Below are 16,943 nucleotides of genomic sequence, written 5' to 3' on the forward strand. Positions count from 1 at the left end.
GCGCGCGCAAGGAAAACGCCCAATCTAGGGGAAAGTCCTAGGGTAGGGATCGGCAAAGAAAGCGAACAAAGAAGCGGGCAAAGAAGCGGACGAAGAAAACGGCAAAAGAAAAAGCCAGGGCATCAGCCCTGGCTTTGTTTTAGCGCCGCGCGAAAAGATCAGCGCTTGAGCTTGGCGAAGGCGTCCGCCATGGCGCTGTTCATGCCGCCGGCACCGCCTGCCGCGTTGCCACGGCCGCCGTCACCTTGCGGACGGCGCGGGCGGTCGCCGCTGCGGCGTGCGGGGGCGGCGGTGTCGTTCAGGCGCATGGTCAGCGCCACGCGCTTGCGGGCCGCGTCCACTTCCAGCACCTTCACGCTAACCGTCTGGCCAACACGCACGACATCGCGCGGATCTTTCACGAACTTTTCGGCCAAGGCCGAAATGTGGACCAAGCCGTCCTGGTGCACGCCGATGTCGACAAACGCGCCAAAGTTGGCCACGTTGGTGACGACGCCTTCCAGCACCATGCCGGGGTACAGGTCGTTCAGTGTTTCGACGCCTTCCTTGAACTGCGCCGTCTTGAACTCCGGGCGCGGATCGCGGCCGGGCTTTTCAAGTTCGGCGAAGATGTCGCGCACCGTCGGCAGGCCGAATCGTTCGTCCGTGAAGTCGGACGGCGATACGCCCTTCAAGGCCTCGCGCTGGCCGATGATCTGTTTGACCTCGGCCTTGATCTTGGCAACGATGCGCTCGACAACGGGATAGGCTTCCGGGTGCACCGACGAGGCATCCAACGGGTTCTCGCCATTGGGAATGCGCAAAAAGCCAGCAGCCTGTTCGAACGCCTTTTCGCCAAAGCGCGGCACCTTGCGCAGCACTTCGCGGGTGGGGAACGCGCCGTTTTCATCGCGCCAGGAAACGATGTTCTTGGCCAGCAGCGAGTTCAAACCCGACACGCGTGCCAGCAACGCGGCCGACGCCGTGTTCACATCCACGCCCACGGCGTTCACGCAATCCTCGACCACGGCGTCCAGCGAACGGGCGAGCTCGCGCTGGTTGACGTCGTGCTGGTACTGGCCCACGCCGATGGCCTTGGGGTCAATCTTGACCAGCTCGGCCAGCGGGTCCTGCAAGCGGCGGGCGATGGACACGGCGCCGCGCAGCGTCACGTCCAGATCCGGGAATTCCAGCGCAGCCATTTCCGAGGCCGAATACACGGATGCGCCCGCTTCGGAAACCACCACGCGGGTGACCTTCAGGTCGGGGAAGCGTTCCATCATGTCGCCCACCAGCTTTTCGCTTTCACGCGAAGCGGTGCCGTTGCCGATGGCGATCAGGTCCACGTTGTGGCGCGCCACCAGCGCGGCAAGCGTGTTGATCGTGCCGTCGCGGTCGCGGCGCGGTTCAAACGGGTAGACGGTGGTCGTGTCCACGACCTTGCCGGTCTGGTCGATGACGGCGATTTTGCAGCCCGTGCGGATGCCCGGGTCCAGGCCCAGCACGGCTTTGGGGCCGGCCGGCGCGGCCAGCAGCAGGTCTTTCAGGTTGGCGGCGAACACGCGAATGGCTTCGGCTTCACCGCTTTCGCGCAGGCGGCCGATCAGTTCGCTTTCGAACGCCGTCAGCAGCTTCACACGCCAGGTCCAGCGGCACACTTCGCCCAACCAGCGGGCGCGCGGCGTCGCGTCCAGCGCGAACAGGCCGTTGCCCAGCTTCAGGAAGTTGGCGATGCGCGCGACGCACGGGTGCGGCACCTGCGCTTCAAGCTCGGCTTCCAGTCCCAGACGCAATTCCAGCACGCCTTGCTGGCGGCCGCGCAGCAGCGCCAGGATGCGGTGCGAGGGCAGGGTACGCAGCGGCTCGTTGAAGTCGAACCAGTCGCGGAAGTTGGCCCCTTCGGTTTCCTTGCCGTCGATCATCTTGGAATAGATCAGGCCGGTGGACCACAGGTGCTCGCGCATGTCGGCCAGCAGGTCCGCATTTTCGGCGTAGCGTTCGGCCAGGATGTCGCGCGCGCCGTCCAGCGCCGCCTTGGCATCGTTGATGGACGCCTCGGGGTTCAGGTATTGCGCGGCCAGCGCGGCGGGGTCGCAGGCGGTGTCGGCCAGGATGGCGTCCGCCAGGGGCTCCAGACCGGCCTCGCGGGCGATCTGGGCGCGCGTGCGGCGCTTGGGCTTGTACGGTGCGTACAAGTCTTCCAGGCGCTGCTTGGTGTCGGCCGTGGCGATTTCTTGCTGCAACGCGGACGTCAGCTTGCCCTGCTGCGAGATGGACTCAAGGATGGCGCCACGGCGCTCTTCGAGCTCGCGCAGGTAACCCAACCGCACTTCCAGGTTACGCAGCACGGTATCGTCCAGGCCGCCGGTGGCTTCCTTGCGATAGCGCGAGATAAACGGCACGGTGGCGCCGTCATCCAGCAGTTCCACGGCCGAAGCGATTTGGGAGGTGCGCGCGCCCAGCTCGGTGGCAAGCTGCGCGATGATGCGGGCGTTGTCGACGCCGGCGGCGACGTACGTGATAGCGGAAGTTTCAGACATCTCTATACGACGGCAAAAAGGAAAAACAAGGGGCGGATTGTGCCATAAGCGGCTATTACAAAACGTGCCAGGGGGGACCGATCTGTCCCTTGCTCAGCCGGAAAGGCGGCGTGGCAAGGGGTATCATTTGGTCCTTTCCCACATCAGTGTCTGGCGCCCGAACCGTTACCGGTACCGGTTCACCATAGACTCCGACCGACACTAGGCTGCCGTAATGCTGGACCTGGATATTTCCGAATTCTTTGACGAGGACGGGCCGTTGGCCACGGCCATGCCCGGCTACAAGCCTCGCCCTTCGCAAGTGGAGCTGTCGCAGGCCATCGGCGACGCCATCCAGGACCGCGCCACGCTGGTGGCCGAAGCGGGCACCGGCATCGGCAAAACCTGGGCCTATCTTGTACCCGCCTTCATCCAGGGCGGCAAGGTGCTGATTTCCACAGGAACGCGCACGCTGCAAGACCAGTTGTTCGCGCGCGACCTGCCGCGCGTACGCGCCGCGCTGGCCGCGCCCGTCACCGCCGCGCTGCTCAAGGGGCGGGGCAACTATGTCTGCCACTACCACCTTGAACGCCTGCAGGGCGATGAGCGGGCCTTGAAGTCGCGCACCGAAATCCAGCAGCTGCGCCAGATCCAGGTGTTCGCGGGCATTACCAAGACCGGTGACCGCAGCGATCTGGCGCAAGTGCCCGAAGACGCCGACATCTGGCAGCGCGTGACCTCGACCCGCGAAAACTGCCTGGGCCAGGAATGCCCGCGCATCCGCGACTGCTTTGTCGTCAAGGCGCGCCGGCAGGCCCAGGAGGCCGATGTCGTCGTGGTCAACCACGCGCTTTTCATGGCTGACCTGGTGCTGCGCGAAGAAGGCGTTACCGACCTGCTGCCCGAAGCCGACACCGTCATTTTCGACGAAGCCCATCAACTGCCCGACACCGCCACGCGCTTCCTGGGCAGCAGCGTGTCCACGCACCAATTGATGGACTTTGGCCGCGCGCTGGAAGTGGCCGGGCTGGCCTATGCGCGCGAAGCCGCCAAATGGAGCGACGTCAGCCGCCACCTGGAAACCGCCGCCCGCGAATTGCGCCTGGCCTGTGCGCCGCTGGACAAGATGCCCGGCCGCAAGGCCGCGTTTGAAGCCATCCCCAACCCCGAGGAATTCGACGAGGCGCTTGCCGCCTTGCGCGAGGCCGTGGACACGGCGACCAAGGCGCTGGGCGTGGTGGCTGAAAAGCACCCCGACCTGATGGCGGCCGCGCGCAGCGGCGCCGAAATATCGATTCGGCTGAAACGCTGGGCCACGCCGGGCCGCGCGGGTGGCCACATGGAAGACGAAGGCTGGGGCCGTGATGACCAGGCGCCCGAGCCCGCCGCCGACATCGCGCTGGCCGACGGGCCGTCCACACCCGCGGCCATCCTGGAAGGCGTGGCGGCCGCCCAGCAATGGACCGGCCCGGCCGTGCGCTGGGTCGAACACGGTTTGCATCATGTGCGGCTGCATTCCGCGCCGCTGTCCGTGGCGCAGGCGTTTTCCAAATACCGCAAGCCGGGGCAGGCCTGGATCATGACGTCGGCCACGCTGTCGGTGAATGGCGAGTTCACCCACTTCACCAGCCAGCTTGGCCTGGAGCAAGCGCGCACGGGCAAGTGGGAATCCCCGTTCAACTATCCCGAACAGGCGCTGCTATTCGTGCCGCGCGGCATGCCCGAGCCGCAGTCGCCGCAATTCCTGGATCGCTTTGTCGACACGCTGATGCCGCTGCTGGAAGCCAGCCCGGGCGGCACGCTGGTGCTGTGCACGACGCTGCGCGCCGTTGAAAAAGTGGCTACGTTGCTGGCCGACGCGTTTGACGACGCCGGCCATGACTGGCCGCTGTTAAAGCAGGGCGAGGGCACGCGCCGGGATCTTCTGGACCGCTTCTGCAAGCTCAAGCACCCGGTACTGGTGGGTAGCGCCAGCTTCTGGGAAGGCATAGACCTGCCGGGCGACGTGCTGACGCTGGTAGCCATCGACAAGCTGCCGTTCGCGCCGCCTGACGACCCCGTCATCGAAGCGCGCCTGCGCGCGTGTCGGGCACACGGGGGCAATCCGTTTTCGGAATACCAGTTGCCGGAAGCCGCCATTTCGCTCAAGCAGGGCGCGGGCCGTTTGATCCGCACGGAATCGGACTGGGGCGTGTTGATGGTGGGTGATGCGCGCCTGGTCGAAAAGCCCTACGGCAAGCGTCTGTGGCGAGGCCTGCCGCCGTTTGCTCGCACGCGCGAACTGGAAGAGGTGCTGGCGTTCTACCGGCGCAAGCAGGGCGACGACGACGTGGCGGCGTAGGGCACGGGCGTTGCCGCCGACGTTGCGGCACGAAGGTTTATTTCGTCAGCGCCGCCAACGCACAACCCTCGGGCCCAATTGAAAGCCCCTCGAATCCAAGGATCCGAGGGGCTTTTTCCCATGCGGGCAAATCCGCTGATCAATCAGTCAAACGGATTCCACCAGCTGCGGTCGGCCTTCAGGCCCTTGGTCTTGAATTCGCTGTTGGGGAAGTTCTTGTCGTAGACGCGCTGCGCGTCGTTCTTCAAGTCGGTCATGCCCAGCTTGTCGTAGGACTCGACCATCAGGTAAAGCGCTTCTTCGGTGGCGGGGGCGCCTTCGAAGTCGGTGATGACGGTTTGTGCACGGTTGGCGGCGGCCACGTAGGCGCCGCGTTCGTAGTAGTAGCGCGCCACATAGACTTCGTTCATGGCGATGGTATTGACCAGCCAGGCGATGCGCTTTTCGGCATCAACCGAATACTTGCTTTCCGGGTAGCGCTTGATCAGTTCGTTGAACGCGTCGTAGGACGCGCGCAGGCCCTTGGGGTCGCGCTCGGCGGGGTCCTGGCCCGTGATGTTGGTCATGAACGCGCTGGCAGGCGTGAAGTTGATCAGGCCTTTCAGGTACAGCGCGTAGTCGGTGCCGGGGTGGTTCGGGTAAAGCTGCTGAAAGCGATCGATGGCGGCCAGGGCCTGCTCGTTTTCGCCGTCTTTCCAGTTGACGTAGGCCAGCTCAAGCAGGGCTTGCTGGGCGTACACGCCGAAGGGGTAGCGGCTTTCGATGGCGGTCAGGCGCTCGCGCGCTTCTTTCCAGCCTCCGGAGGACATTTCCGACTTGGCGTCGGCGTAGAGCTGTTCGGCGCTCCAGTTGGTGGTCTTGTCATATTTGCTGTTGGTCGAGCCGCAACCGGCGATGACGATGACGGCAAATAGCGCGATAACCACGCGCAAAACCGGCCCGCTTCGGGATGCGGGGTTCGAGGGAGCTGCGGGGTGGTGAATCACGAGAATCGTATCCTTGGTGTTAGCATGGCAGGCTGATTATATGATTTGTCTCCATGTCCGATACAGCCGCCGGCACAGATCTCGTTTCCGACGACGAACTCCTGGGCCTTCCTGACGAAAACTCCGACGAAATCACCGAGGCAAACCCCGCCGAAAACCGGGGTGAACCGCAACGTGTAACCGTGCCTTCCAGCACCCGCGCCGACCGGCTGGACAAGGTGCTGGCCGGCTTGCTGCCCGACCATTCCCGCAGCAGGCTGCAAGGCTGGATCGAATCCGGCAACGTGCATGTCAACGGCGCGCCGGGCAAGATTCGCCAGACCGTTGGCCCGGGCGACGAACTGCTGGTGTGGGCCCAGCCCGCCCCTGACGCGCGCGCCTTCACCCCCGAACCCGTTGAATTCACCGTTGTGGACGAAAGCCCCGACTGGATCGTCGTGAACAAGCCCGCGGGCCTGGTGACGCATCCGGGCGCCGGCAACTGGAGCGGCACGCTGCTCAACGGCCTGCTGTACCGCTACCCGGAATTGGCGGCCGTGGCGCGTGCCGGCATCGTACACAGGCTGGACAAAGACACCTCGGGGCTCATGGTCGTGGCCCGCAATGAAAAGGCCCAGACCCATCTGGTGCGCCAATTGCAGGCGCGCAGCATGGGCCGCGAGTATGTCGCCCTGGCCCATGGCTGGATGGCGGCGGCCGGCCGGGTCGACCGCGCGATCGGGCGCGATGCCCGCGTGCCCGTGCGCATGAGCGTCGAGCGCCCCGTTGCCCCGAAACCCGCCATTACCAATTACTCGCCGGTCCGGCGCGGGCAGGTGGACCCGGGTGGTCGCGTCACGGAAGTGGTGTGTCGCCTGGAAACCGGCCGCACCCACCAGATCCGCGTCCACATGGCCAGCCTGGGGCACCCGCTGCTGGCCGATACCATCTATGGCGGCAAGAACATTGCCGGGGCCACGCGCCAGATGCTGCACGCGCGCGCCCTGCATTTCGATGACCCCGGCGGCAACGGCGACGTGCAATTCGCCGCTGACGTTCCGGCCGACATGGCGTTAGTTCAGGAAACCGTTGCATGGACCGCGTGATCGCCAGCCTGCCTGTTGTGACCGGCCCGTCGTGGCCGGGCGTCTCGTACTTCTGCACGACCCGTGCCGGGGGCGTGGGCGTGGCGCCGCATGATTCCCTGAACCTGGGGCGCCGCGCCGGGGACAACCCCGACACGGTCTCCGAAAACCGACGCCGCGTGCGCGCCGCCGTCCCGGGCGAGCCCCTGTGGCTGCGTCAGGTGCACGGCAGCGAGGTGGTCGATGCCGATGCGCCTGACTTGCCCGACGAACCCGCGGTGGACGCCAGCGTCACGGCGCAACCGGGGCGCGTGCTGGCCATCATGGTGGCCGACTGCCTGCCCGTTGTCATCGCCGACGGCCGGGGCCAGGTGCTGGGCGCGGCGCATGCCGGCTGGCGTGGCCTGGCGGGCGGGGTGCTGGAACACACGCTGGCGGCCATGCAAGCCAAGGCGCCCGACGCCGGCGGCTGGCGCGCCTGGGTCGGCCCCGGCATCGGCCCGACCGAATTCGAAGTGGGGCAAGACGTGCTGGACGCCTTCACGGCGGACGACCCGGCCACGCTGCGGTTCTTCACGCCGCGTCCCGGTCTATCGGGAAAGTGGCTGGCCGACCTCGCCGGACTGGCCGATTTCCGCCTGCGCCGCGCCGGGGTACAAGAAGTGGCCCTGAGCGGCATGTGCACGGTGTCGGACCCGCAGCGCTTCTTTTCATACCGCCGCGATACCGAAACCGGACGCATGGCGTTGCTGGCTTGGCTCGACCCGGTTTGATCTGGCGCAAGGCCGCTGCACAGGGCGCAAACCCGTGCGGCGAAACTCCTTGTATACCCGCATTGACAGTGATGGACCCGGAATGCAACATCAATCGAGCAGTGTCGATAACAAGGTGTGGAAGTGAACGCCAATCTCTCCGCAGGACCCATTCCGGTGAGCGTGGCACCGGAAATCCTGGCCGAAATTCAGGCCGAATTCTCTCGCGAGTGGCAGCGCCTTTGTGACGACGCCCGGCGCGGCGCGCTTGTGCCTCCCGCTGACCGCCGCTTTGCCGGCGACGCCTGGGCCGCCAATGGCTCGCACCTGCTGCTGGCCCACACGTACCTGCTGTCCGCGCGCGCCATGCAGCGCATGGTTGACGCCGCCCAGGTCAGCGAACCCATGCGCGAGCGCCTGCGTTTTTCCATCATGCAGTGGGTGGACGCGCTGTCGCCGTCCAACTTCCTGGCATTGAATCCGGACGCCCAGCAGTCCATCGTCGAAAGCGCCGGCCGCGCGTTGAATGAAGGCCTGGCCAACCTGCTTGGCGACGTCAAGAAAGGCCGCATCACCCAAACCGATGAATCGCAGTTCGAGATCGGCCGCAACGTGGCCGTATCGCCCGGCGAAGTGGTGTTCGAGAACAAGCTGTTCCAGCTGATCCAGTACGCGCCCTCGACCGCTACGGTCTACGAGCGGCCGCTGGTCATCGTGCCGCCGAACATCAACAAGTTCTACATCCTGGACTTGCAGCCCGAAAATTCCTTTGTGCGCCACGCAGTGGGGCAGGGCTACACGGTATTCCTGATTTCCTGGCGCAACCCGCTGGCCAGCGACACCGACGGCGTGGACCGCGCCACCTGGACCGACTACCTGGACGACGCCGTGCTGCAAGCGCTGCGCGTGGCCAGCGACATCACCAAGCAACCCAAGGTCAACGCGCTGGGTTTCTGCGTGGGCGGCACGATGCTGGCGGCGGCGCTGGCGCTGGCCGAGGCGCGCGGTGAACAGCCGGTAGCGTCGCTGACGCTGCTGACTTCGCTGCTGGATTTTCACGACACGGGTGTGCTGAAGGTCTTTGTCGACGAAGCCCATGCGCTGCTGCGCGATCAACAACTGGGCAACGGCGGCTTGATGCCCGGCCGTGACCTGGCCACCACGTTCTCGTTCCTGCGGCCCAACGAGCTGGTCTGGAACTACGTGGTTGGCAACTACCTGAAGGGTCAGAAGCCGCCACCGTTTGATCTGCTGTTCTGGAATGGCGACAGCACCAATCTGCCCGGGCCGTTCTTTTCCTGGTACTTCCGCAATACCTACCTGGAAAACAACCTGAAGGTGCCGGGCCGCGCGCAAGCGGCCGGCACATCGCTGGACCTGACGCGCCTGACGATGCCGGCGTACATTTTTGGCTCGCGCGAAGACCATATCGTGCCCTGGGTGTCTGCCTATGCCTCCACGCAATTGCTGCGCGGACCGCAGCGCTTCGTGCTGGGGGCCTCGGGCCACATCGCGGGCGTGGTGAACCCGCCCGCCAAGAAGCGCCGCAGCTATTGGGTCGCGGACAAGCTGGGCAAGAAAGGCCATGACATGCCGGGCGACCCGAACGCCTGGTTCGCGCAAAGCACCGAACACGCGGGCAGTTGGTGGCCCGACTGGACGGCCTGGCTGGCCGACCATTCGGGCAAGCAGATCAAGGCGCGCACAAAATTAGGCAATGCCAAGTACCAGCCGATCGAGCCGGCGCCTGGCAGGTATGTGAAGGTCCGGGCAGCCTGAAACCGCACGACGCGGTTTACCCCGGGCTAATAAGAAGTTAATCAACGAGGCGTCCGTCGCACACAGGAGGAAGTCCAATGAGCGGAAAACTGGCTTACGTAACAGGCGGGATGGGCGGTATCGGCACCTCTATTTGCCAGCGCTTGGCCAAGGATGGCTTTCGCGTCGTGGCAGGTTGCGGCCCCAGCCGCAACTACCAGCAATGGCTGGATGAGCAGGCTGCGCAGGGCTACACGTTCTATGCGTCGGTGGGCAACGTGTCCGACTGGGAATCCACGGTGAAGGCCTTTGAAAAGGTCACCGCGGAGCTGGGCGGGGTCGACGTGCTGGTCAATAACGCGGGCATCACCCGCGATGGTTTGTTCCGCAAAATGAGCGCCGACGATTGGCGCGCGGTGATCGACACCAACCTGAACAGCCTGTTCAACGTGACCAAGCAGGTCATCGAGGGCATGGTTGAACGGCAGTGGGGCCGCATCATCAACATCAGCTCGGTGAACGGTCAGAAGGGCCAGTTCGGCCAGACCAACTATTCCACGGCCAAGGCCGGCATCCATGGTTTCACCATGGCGCTGGCGCAGGAAGTGGCCAGCAAGGGCGTCACCGTCAATACGATTTCGCCGGGCTACATCGGCACGGACATGGTTCGCGCCATCCGCCCCGAAGTGCTTGAAAAAATCGTGGCGACCATTCCGGTGCGACGCCTGGGCACGCCCGAGGAAATCGCCTCCATGACGTCGTGGTTGGCGTCGGACGAATCCGGTTTCTCGACCGGCGCGGACTTCTCGCTGAACGGCGGCCTGCACATGGGCTGATGAAGGCTAGCGGGCCGCCCCCCGGCGGCTCAAGGCGCTGGAAGGCCTCGGGGAGAGGGCCTTCCGGCATTACACTCCACCCTATTCGAAGTCTTAGAGATCGCCCGATCCGGGGACACACATGACGCAAGCACAAACCGGCGCCAGCCTGCGCCTGATTAAAAAATACCCCAACCGTCGCCTATACGACACCCGGACCAGCACCTACATCACTCTGGCAGATGTCAAGCAACTGGTCCTGGCCAATGAAGAATTCCAGGTGGTCGACGCCAAGAGCGGCGAAGACCTGACCCGCAGCATCCTCTTGCAGATCATTCTGGAAGAGGAAAGCGGCGGCATGCCCATGTTCTCGTCGAACATGCTGTCGCAGATCATCCGTTTCTACGGGCACGCCATGCAGGGCATCATGGGTTCTTACCTTGAAAAGAACATCCAGGCCTTCATGGAAATCCAGACGCGCATGGCGGAACAGTCCAAGGGGCTGTACGGCAGCCAGTTCGGGCCGGAAGCCTGGACGCAGTTCATGAACGTGCAAACGCCCATGCTGCAAAACATGATGAACAACTACATCGACCAGAGCAAAAACCTGTTCGTGCAGATGCAGGATCAAATGCAGGACCAGACGCGCGCGATGTTCTCGACGTTCCCGTTCACGCCGGGCAGCACGCCGGGCCAGGGTCGCAAATAGCGCCAAGCGGCAAGGGCGCATCCGCGCTTTTTGCCCTGCCAGCAGCCGGTGTGGCATCGTCCCCGCCGGCTTTTTTGTGGCCGCTTTTCCCTTTGAGATAACGCAACGAACTGATGCATCCCGGGCCTTTTGGTTCAGGGATATGTCAGTTTTTTTCGTTACATTAATGCAAACGGTTCTTGTTTATGTTTTTAGAGCCGATACCCAATTTGAGTCTCTCAGGATGATGCACATGATCAAGAAAGCCTTGGCGCTGGCCATTGTTGCAATGAGCGTGTCGGCCGCCAACGCGGCCGAATACCCCATTGGCAAGCCGGTTGAGAAGGGCGGCATGGAAATCGGCGCGGTGTATTTGCAGCCGATTGAAATGGACCCGCCCGGGATGATGCGCCCCGCCAAGGATTCCGATGTGCACCTTGAGGCCGATATCCACGCCACGGCCGGCAACAAAACCGGCTTCCCGGAAGGCGAATGGGTGCCTTACCTGGTCGTGAATTTTGAGATCCAGAAGGTCGGCAGCCAGAACGTGCAGAAAGGCACCTTCATGCCGATGGTCGCCAACGACGGTCCGCACTATGGCGACAACGTCAAGCTGGAAGGCCCGGGCAAGTACAAGCTGAAGTACTCGATCCTGCCGCCGTCCGAAAACAAGATGGCTCACTTCGGCCGCCACGTCGACAAGGAAACCGGCGTGGGCCCGTGGTTCGAGCCCTTTGAACTGGAATACGAATTCGTCTACGCCGGCACCGGCAAGAAGGGCGGATATTGATCGTGCGCCGCCTGCTTCGCGTTGTTGCCGCCGCACTGATCGGCCTGGCCGGCCTTGCCGGCATGGCGCCCGCGCAGGCGGACGAATTGCCGACGTTCACGCTCAGGTTCAAGCCGGACGGCACGTTCGAGCCGGCAACCCTGGAAGTGCCCGCCGGCCGTTTCAAGATTGAACTCATCAACGAAAGCAACGAGCCGGTGGAATTTGAGAGCATTCCGCTGCGCAAGGAAAAAGTGTTGGGGCCGGGGGTTAAATCCTTCGTCGTCATCACCATTTCCCGCCCCGGCGAGTACCCCTTCTTTGATGACTTTCACCAAAGCGTGAAAGGCACCCTGGTCGTCAAGCCCAAGGAATAAGCGGTAGCCATACATGGAACAGGTCCTTTTTATCGTCTGGCGCGAAAGCGTTGAAGCCCTGCTGGTGGTAGGCATCTTGTACACCTGGCTGCGCGCGACGCCGGAAGGCAAGCGCGGGCTGAACTACCTGTGGGGCGGCGTGGCGGCGGGCCTGGCGCTGGCCGTGGCGCTGGCCCTGGTGTTGCTTGGCGTGTCGTCCTGGCTTAGCGACGAAGGCCAGGAATGGTTCCAGGCCATTATGTCGCTAGCCGCTTGCGCGCTGGTCGTGCAGATGGTCGTGTGGATGAAAAAGCACGGCCGCACGCTTAAAGGCGAACTGGAAAGCGGTGCGCGCAGTTCCGTTGCCAATGACAACTGGTGGGGCCTGTTCGTGCTGGTGGCCATTGCCGTGGCGCGCGAGGGCAGCGAGACGGTGGTGTTTCTGTACGGCACCGTATCGGCGGGCGAGGGCGGCGGCGACATGGCCAAGCTGGCCCTGGCCGGTGTGGCCGGTTTTGCCGTGGCCCTGCTGACGTTCTGGCTGTTGCAGTTGGGCGGCAAGATGATTACGTGGCGCCGCTTCTTCCGCGTGACCGAAATCCTGCTGCTGCTGTTGGCCGGTTCGCTGCTGGTCGGCGGGCTGGATCACCTGATTTCGCTGGACGTGCTGCCCACCATCATCGATCCCGTCTGGGATAGCTCGTGGCTCTTGAGCGACAGCACCGGCGTGGGCAAGGTCCTGGCCGACTTCGCAGGCTACCGCGCGCTGCCCGCCCTGATTTCGGTGTTGTTGTGGGTGGCTTACTGGATCGTGGTGTGGGCGCTGCTGCGCTGGGTGGGCGGCAAGCCGGCCCGCGCGCCGGTCCCCGCACGCAACGCATCTTGATTCCGACGTGATGCCGGACTGAATATTGAAGGTTTAACCATGGCTGCTGTACTCGGGAGGGTGACTTCCCGGATCGCCGATTTTCTCCGTGACCATGCCCCGCTGTTGCGCAAGCTTCAGTGGGGCATTGTTGCGTTGTACGCGTTCCTGCTGATCGTGCCCGCAATCATGCCCTTGCCCGACAACGCGGCATCGGTGTTCAACAACCTGACCATCGTTGCGCAGTTTGCCTTCTGGGGCGTCTGGTGGCCGTTCGTGCTGATCTCGATGCCGATCCTGGGCCGCGCGTGGTGCGGCTGGCTTTGCCCGGAAGGCATGCTGACCGAATGGGCCAGCGAGCGCGGGCAGGGCCGCGCCATCCCGAAGTGGATGCGCTGGGGCGGCTGGCCGTTTGTGGCGTTTGCGTTGACGACGGTGTACGGCCAACTGGTCAGCGTGTATCAATACCCGCTGGCGGTGCTGGCCGTGCTGGGCGGTTCGACCGTGGCCGCCATGATCGTCGGCTGGCGGTATGGCCGCAGCAAGCGCGTGTGGTGCAAATACCTGTGCCCGGTCAACGGCGTGTTCAACCTGTTGGCCAAGCTGGCGCCGTGGCACTTCAAGGTCGATGAAGAAAAGTGGCGTCACCCCGTCATCCGCATCGAGCCCATCAACTGCGCGCCGCTGGTGCCGCTGCGTCACATGAAGGGCGCGGGCGATTGCCACATGTGCGGTCGGTGCAGCGATTATCGCGGCGCCATCGCCCTGACGCCGCGTTCGCCCGAAGAAGAAATCGTGCACGTTTCGGATGGCGACGCCTGGCAGACCGCCTTGCTGTGCTTCGGCCTGATGGGCATCGCCATCGGGGCGTTCCTCTGGAGCGCCAGCCCCTGGTACGTGACGGCCAAGCAATGGGCCGCGACGTGGCTGGTCGAGCACGACATCATGTGGCCGCTGATGGACAACGCGCCCTGGTTCATCCTGACGCACTACCCCGATGTCAACGACAGCTTTTCGTGGCTGGACGGCGCGGGCATCCTGATGTTCGTCATCGGCGCCACCGTGATTGTGGGCGGCGCGAGCTTCCTGTCGCTGTGGCTGGCCGACCGCCTGGCGCCCGCTGCGCCGTCGGTCGATGCCGCCTCGGCCGATGCCGCCGCAACGCGCTGGATCCGCCCCGGCGTGCACAAGCTGGCGCAGGCGCTGATCCCGTCGGCCGGCATCGGCGTGTTCCTGGGCCTGTCCGCCACCACCGTTAACCTGCTCAAGCACGAAGGCGTGCAAGCGGGCTGGGCCGGCCCGGTGCGCTTCACGCTGTTGACGCTTGCCGTGCTGTGGACCTTGCGCCTGTTTGCCCGCCTGCTGGCGCCACGCCCCGTCACCGCCACGCGCAAGGTAGCGGCGTGGGCGGTGCTGGCCGCGGGCTTGGCACCGTTCTGCATGGCATGGGTGTTTTTCTTTGCAATCTGGTAAGCGATGCGCGATGGATCGCTGCCGGGCGCTGCGATAAAGTGGGAAGCCTTGCCGGGTGCCGGCGCTTTCCCTGCTTGATTCCCCTCATGACCTCCTACGCCTTTCGCCTGCTTAACGTCTTTGCGTCGTCCACCTTCGGCGGCAACCAGCTTTGCGTGTTTGAAGACGCGCGCGGTATGGACGACGCCACCATGCTGAACCTGGCCGCGCAGTTCAATCTGTCCGAAACCACGTTCATCCTGCCGTCCGACAGGGCCGATGCGCGCGTGCGCATCTTCACGCCGGGCTACGAGATGAAGTTTGCCGGCCACCCCACCATCGGCACGTCGCAAGTGGTGCGCGACATTCGTGGCACCGGCGATGCGTTGACGCTGGAATTTGCCGCGGGCGTGGTGCCGGTGCAGGCGCAAGGTGACGCCTGGACCTTCACCGCGCCGTGCCCCAACGGCGTGCAGACGGCGCCGCCCGAGCAAGACCGCGCGGCAATCGCGTCGCTGGTCGGATTGTCGGCAGATGACCTGGCAAGCGATCCCATCTGGGTGGATACCGGGGCGGACCAATTGCTGGTCCCGTTGGCCAGCGTGGACGCGGTGCGCCGCGCCATGCCCGACTCCGCCAAGCTAAGCCGCTGGCAAGCCAGCAGCCTGGGCCGCAAAACGATGTACCTGTTCGCGTTTGACGAAGGCCATGTGCGCGATGCGCGCCAGGTGGTCGTGGCGCGCTACTTCTTTGCCAAGGCGGGCGGCGGCGTGGACGAGGACGCCGGCACGGGATCGGCCTGCGCCAATCTGGGCGGTTGGTTGATCCACAAGCAGCAGCCCTTGCCCGCCAGCATCCTGGTCGAGCAGGGCGACCAGATGGGCCGGCCGTGCCGCTTGCTGCTGGACGTGCATGCCGACGGCCGCATCCAGGTGGGCGGCCGTGCGTTGGAAATCGGGCGGGGCACCGTCACGATCTGACGATCTGATTGGGGGCGTGTGATTTGGGGCGTACGACCCGGGGCATCCCGCCCGGGGCAAGGCGGGCGCTGCGCGGTCGCCGGTTCTTGGCGGTGGCGGCGCCGTGCGGCTGCGCTGCGGCCGCTGCATTGTGTCCGCTGCATTGTGTTCGCCCATAGAAAACGGCGCCTGTGTCTCCACAGGCGCCGCCCTCTCTCTCTAGGCCCCGGTATGGAACGCGGCCGTCCTGACAAACCTGCCTTACTTCTTGTTCTTGGCCGGGTCGACCTTGATGTTGTTCTTCACCTGCTTCACCCCTTCAACGCCACGGGTGACGGTAGCGGCGTGGTCGGCTTCAGCCGCCGTGCCCACGGTACCGGTCAGCGTCGCGACGCCGTTGTTGGTTTCCACGGCGATGTCCAACGCGCTCAGTTGCTTGTCGGCAACGAAAGCGGCCTTGACCTTGGTCGTTACGGTTGCGTCGGAGGCATATTCGCCCACGGATTGCTTGGGCTTGCCATCATCCGCCGCGAAAGCCATGGAAGTGAAGACAGCGCCAGTTCCCAGTGCGGCGGCGGCGATCAGCTTGCGAAATTCCATAGTCGTGCTCCTTATTAGTATGGTCTGCCGCGTGATGCGTCTGCGCGGCAGAGGATCAAATTTTCAGTAGGGTATGCGTGCTATCGGCGTGTTCTATTTTTTTCGCAGCGCGCCGCTCAAGATGGACAAGAGCGCCAGCACCAGGAATACGAAGAACAAGATCTTGGCGATACCCGCGGCCCCGGCGGCAATACCGCCAAAGCCGAGAACCGCCGCGATGATCGCGATGACGAAGAAAACTACGGCGTAATGCAACATGTCAGCTTCTCCAGTGAGTTCGACCGATCAAGGCGGTGGGAGGATTCAGGGATTGCGGTCGAAGAAATCCCGGACTTCCTTTTGCGCTTCATCCTTGGTCTTGCCATAACGCTCTTGAATCAGGCCAGCCAGGCGTTCGGCGTTGCCTTCCGTGCGAGTCAGTTCGTCGTCGGTGAGCTCACCCCAGGCGGCTTTGGCCTTGCCAGTCATTTGCTTCCACTTGCCGGCGATGATGTCGTTATTCATGGTGACCTCTCTTCTTATCTTCGTGCGACACAGGGCTTATGGCCTATAAGTTCCTGCTGTCGCGGTTGACTTGAACGCTGATCAGCTAGCCCCTAACTTACGAGTGGCCAAAGGGGCTGTCAAACGCGGCTGTGGGTATATGTAACAGCGCCGGATGGCTTGGCGGACGCGATTTTTCGAGGGAAAAATCCCGGGGGAAAGCGCCTCGCAGGAGTTACATTCCGGCAATGTCTTGTCCCCTTTTGAGCGGGGCTGGTAACGGAAGATGCGTCGATTTCCCCGGCGGCGCGTGGGGCAACCGCCTTCGCCACGCTGGTGGCGGCAAGGCCCGGCCGGTATAGTCGTGCCCAACCCTCAAGCTTTTCATCAACGAAAAAGGAAGGTACGCATGACGCAACGACTTTGCAGCGCTCTCTTGCTGACGCTGGCCGCGCTGGCGGCGGTGGGATGCACGCACGTGACGGACAAGTACCAGGCCACCGGCCCCGCGCTGGAAGCGGCCACGCCCAGCACCTGAACGCAGGGGATCTCAGGCC

General features: G+C 64.1%; 17 protein-coding genes. 12 read left to right on the plus strand and 5 right to left on the minus strand.

Annotated elements, in window-relative coordinates:
• Positions 1-158: 158 nt before the first annotated feature.
• Positions 159-2,519: an RNA-binding transcriptional accessory protein Tex gene (gene tex, locus AC6LJY_RS09160; protein ID WP_498135791.1), complete on the minus strand. Its 2,361-nt coding sequence runs from the start codon at positions 2,517-2,519 to the stop codon at positions 159-161.
• A gap of 214 nt (positions 2,520-2,733) precedes the next feature.
• Between tex and yoaA the strand changes: the two genes are divergently transcribed.
• Positions 2,734-4,839: a DNA repair helicase YoaA gene (yoaA, locus tag AC6LJY_RS09165; RefSeq protein ID WP_498135792.1), complete on the plus strand. Its 2,106-nt coding sequence runs from the start codon at positions 2,734-2,736 to the stop codon at positions 4,837-4,839.
• Between the two features lie 143 nt (positions 4,840-4,982).
• Here yoaA and AC6LJY_RS09170 read toward each other — a convergent pair whose 3' ends face one another.
• Positions 4,983-5,771 carry an outer membrane protein assembly factor BamD gene (locus tag AC6LJY_RS09170; RefSeq protein WP_046802694.1) on the minus strand — a complete coding sequence of 263 codons (789 nt, stop codon included), beginning with the start codon at positions 5,769-5,771 and terminating at the stop codon, positions 4,983-4,985.
• Between the two features lie 107 nt (positions 5,772-5,878).
• Between AC6LJY_RS09170 and AC6LJY_RS09175 the strand changes: the two genes are divergently transcribed.
• The 10 genes from AC6LJY_RS09175 to AC6LJY_RS09220 all read left to right on the plus strand — a co-directional run bounded on the left by AC6LJY_RS09175 (position 5,879) and on the right by AC6LJY_RS09220 (position 15,324).
• The gene (locus tag AC6LJY_RS09175; RefSeq protein ID WP_498135793.1) at positions 5,879-6,910 is read left to right on the plus strand and encodes an RluA family pseudouridine synthase; all 1,032 of its coding nucleotides are present in this window, start codon (positions 5,879-5,881) and stop codon (positions 6,908-6,910) included.
• Positions 6,898-7,662: a peptidoglycan editing factor PgeF gene (pgeF, locus tag AC6LJY_RS09180; protein WP_120154379.1), complete on the plus strand. Its 765-nt coding sequence runs from the start codon at positions 6,898-6,900 to the stop codon at positions 7,660-7,662. Before AC6LJY_RS09175 ends, pgeF begins: the two co-directional genes overlap by 13 nt.
• A 123-nt stretch (positions 7,663-7,785) precedes the next feature.
• Complete coding sequence (locus tag AC6LJY_RS09185; protein WP_498135794.1) at positions 7,786-9,420, plus strand: PHA/PHB synthase family protein; 1,635 nt, start codon at positions 7,786-7,788, stop codon at positions 9,418-9,420.
• 77 nt (positions 9,421-9,497) lie between these two features.
• Complete coding sequence (phbB, locus tag AC6LJY_RS09190; protein WP_046802696.1) at positions 9,498-10,235, plus strand: acetoacetyl-CoA reductase; 738 nt, start codon at positions 9,498-9,500, stop codon at positions 10,233-10,235.
• A 121-nt stretch (positions 10,236-10,356) separates the two neighbouring features.
• Positions 10,357-10,923 carry a polyhydroxyalkanoate synthesis repressor PhaR gene (gene phaR / locus AC6LJY_RS09195; RefSeq protein ID WP_006218172.1) on the plus strand — a complete coding sequence of 189 codons (567 nt, stop codon included), beginning with the start codon at positions 10,357-10,359 and terminating at the stop codon, positions 10,921-10,923.
• Between the two features lie 232 nt (positions 10,924-11,155).
• Positions 11,156-11,692, plus strand: a complete 537-nt coding sequence (locus AC6LJY_RS09200; protein WP_046802873.1) for an iron transporter — start codon at positions 11,156-11,158, stop codon at positions 11,690-11,692.
• 2 nt (positions 11,693-11,694) lie between these two features.
• Entirely contained in the window at positions 11,695-12,048 is a 354-nt protein-coding gene (locus AC6LJY_RS09205) for a cupredoxin domain-containing protein (protein ID WP_046802874.1), read from the plus strand.
• Between the two features lie 13 nt (positions 12,049-12,061).
• Complete coding sequence (locus AC6LJY_RS09210) at positions 12,062-12,913, plus strand: FTR1 family iron permease (RefSeq protein WP_219991919.1); 852 nt, start codon at positions 12,062-12,064, stop codon at positions 12,911-12,913.
• 39 nt (positions 12,914-12,952) lie between these two features.
• The gene (locus AC6LJY_RS09215) at positions 12,953-14,365 is read left to right on the plus strand and encodes a 4Fe-4S binding protein (protein WP_498135795.1); all 1,413 of its coding nucleotides are present in this window, start codon (positions 12,953-12,955) and stop codon (positions 14,363-14,365) included.
• An 86-nt stretch (positions 14,366-14,451) separates the two neighbouring features.
• Positions 14,452-15,324 (plus strand): PhzF family phenazine biosynthesis protein, encoded by an 873-nt coding sequence (locus AC6LJY_RS09220; RefSeq protein WP_498135796.1) that lies wholly within the window; start codon positions 14,452-14,454, stop codon positions 15,322-15,324.
• Positions 15,325-15,564: 240 nt separating this feature from the next.
• Here AC6LJY_RS09220 and AC6LJY_RS09225 read toward each other — a convergent pair whose 3' ends face one another.
• From AC6LJY_RS09225 to AC6LJY_RS09235, 3 genes are all read right to left on the minus strand, one after another.
• Positions 15,565-15,903, minus strand: a complete 339-nt coding sequence (locus AC6LJY_RS09225) for a BON domain-containing protein (protein WP_046802700.1) — start codon at positions 15,901-15,903, stop codon at positions 15,565-15,567.
• 93 nt (positions 15,904-15,996) lie between these two features.
• Positions 15,997-16,161 (minus strand): DUF1328 domain-containing protein, encoded by a 165-nt coding sequence (locus AC6LJY_RS09230; RefSeq protein ID WP_006218179.1) that lies wholly within the window; start codon positions 16,159-16,161, stop codon positions 15,997-15,999.
• A gap of 45 nt (positions 16,162-16,206) precedes the next feature.
• The gene (locus AC6LJY_RS09235; RefSeq protein ID WP_046802701.1) at positions 16,207-16,407 is read right to left on the minus strand and encodes a CsbD family protein; all 201 of its coding nucleotides are present in this window, start codon (positions 16,405-16,407) and stop codon (positions 16,207-16,209) included.
• Between the two features lie 388 nt (positions 16,408-16,795).
• Between AC6LJY_RS09235 and AC6LJY_RS09240 the strand changes: the two genes are divergently transcribed.
• Positions 16,796-16,924, plus strand: a complete 129-nt coding sequence (locus tag AC6LJY_RS09240; RefSeq protein ID WP_255593987.1) for a hypothetical protein — start codon at positions 16,796-16,798, stop codon at positions 16,922-16,924.
• The last annotated feature ends 19 nt before the right edge of the window (positions 16,925-16,943 follow it).

The sequence above is a fragment of the Achromobacter sp. RT286_PF genome, assembly GCF_059760425.1.

What these genes read in the sequence shown, in the direction of transcription:
- phbB (WP_046802696.1), top strand. Translation starts at nt 9,498, where the DNA reads ATGAGCGGAAAACTGGCTTACGTAACAGGCGGGATGGGCGGTATCGGC.
- tex (WP_498135791.1), bottom strand. Translation starts at nt 2,519, where the DNA reads ATGTCTGAAACTTCCGCTATCACGTACGTCGCCGCCGGCGTCGACAAC.
- AC6LJY_RS09175 (WP_498135793.1), top strand. Translation starts at nt 5,879, where the DNA reads ATGTCCGATACAGCCGCCGGCACAGATCTCGTTTCCGACGACGAACTC.
- AC6LJY_RS09230 (WP_006218179.1), bottom strand. Translation starts at nt 16,161, where the DNA reads ATGTTGCATTACGCCGTAGTTTTCTTCGTCATCGCGATCATCGCGGCG.
- AC6LJY_RS09200 (WP_046802873.1), top strand. Translation starts at nt 11,156, where the DNA reads ATGATCAAGAAAGCCTTGGCGCTGGCCATTGTTGCAATGAGCGTGTCG.
- AC6LJY_RS09215 (WP_498135795.1), top strand. Translation starts at nt 12,953, where the DNA reads ATGGCTGCTGTACTCGGGAGGGTGACTTCCCGGATCGCCGATTTTCTC.
- yoaA (WP_498135792.1), top strand. Translation starts at nt 2,734, where the DNA reads ATGCTGGACCTGGATATTTCCGAATTCTTTGACGAGGACGGGCCGTTG.
- pgeF (WP_120154379.1), top strand. Translation starts at nt 6,898, where the DNA reads ATGGACCGCGTGATCGCCAGCCTGCCTGTTGTGACCGGCCCGTCGTGG.
- AC6LJY_RS09220 (WP_498135796.1), top strand. Translation starts at nt 14,452, where the DNA reads ATGACCTCCTACGCCTTTCGCCTGCTTAACGTCTTTGCGTCGTCCACC.
- AC6LJY_RS09240 (WP_255593987.1), top strand. Translation starts at nt 16,796, where the DNA reads ATGACGCAACGACTTTGCAGCGCTCTCTTGCTGACGCTGGCCGCGCTG.
- AC6LJY_RS09235 (WP_046802701.1), bottom strand. Translation starts at nt 16,407, where the DNA reads ATGAATAACGACATCATCGCCGGCAAGTGGAAGCAAATGACTGGCAAG.
- phaR (WP_006218172.1), top strand. Translation starts at nt 10,357, where the DNA reads ATGACGCAAGCACAAACCGGCGCCAGCCTGCGCCTGATTAAAAAATAC.
- AC6LJY_RS09210 (WP_219991919.1), top strand. Translation starts at nt 12,062, where the DNA reads ATGGAACAGGTCCTTTTTATCGTCTGGCGCGAAAGCGTTGAAGCCCTG.
- AC6LJY_RS09225 (WP_046802700.1), bottom strand. Translation starts at nt 15,903, where the DNA reads ATGGAATTTCGCAAGCTGATCGCCGCCGCCGCACTGGGAACTGGCGCT.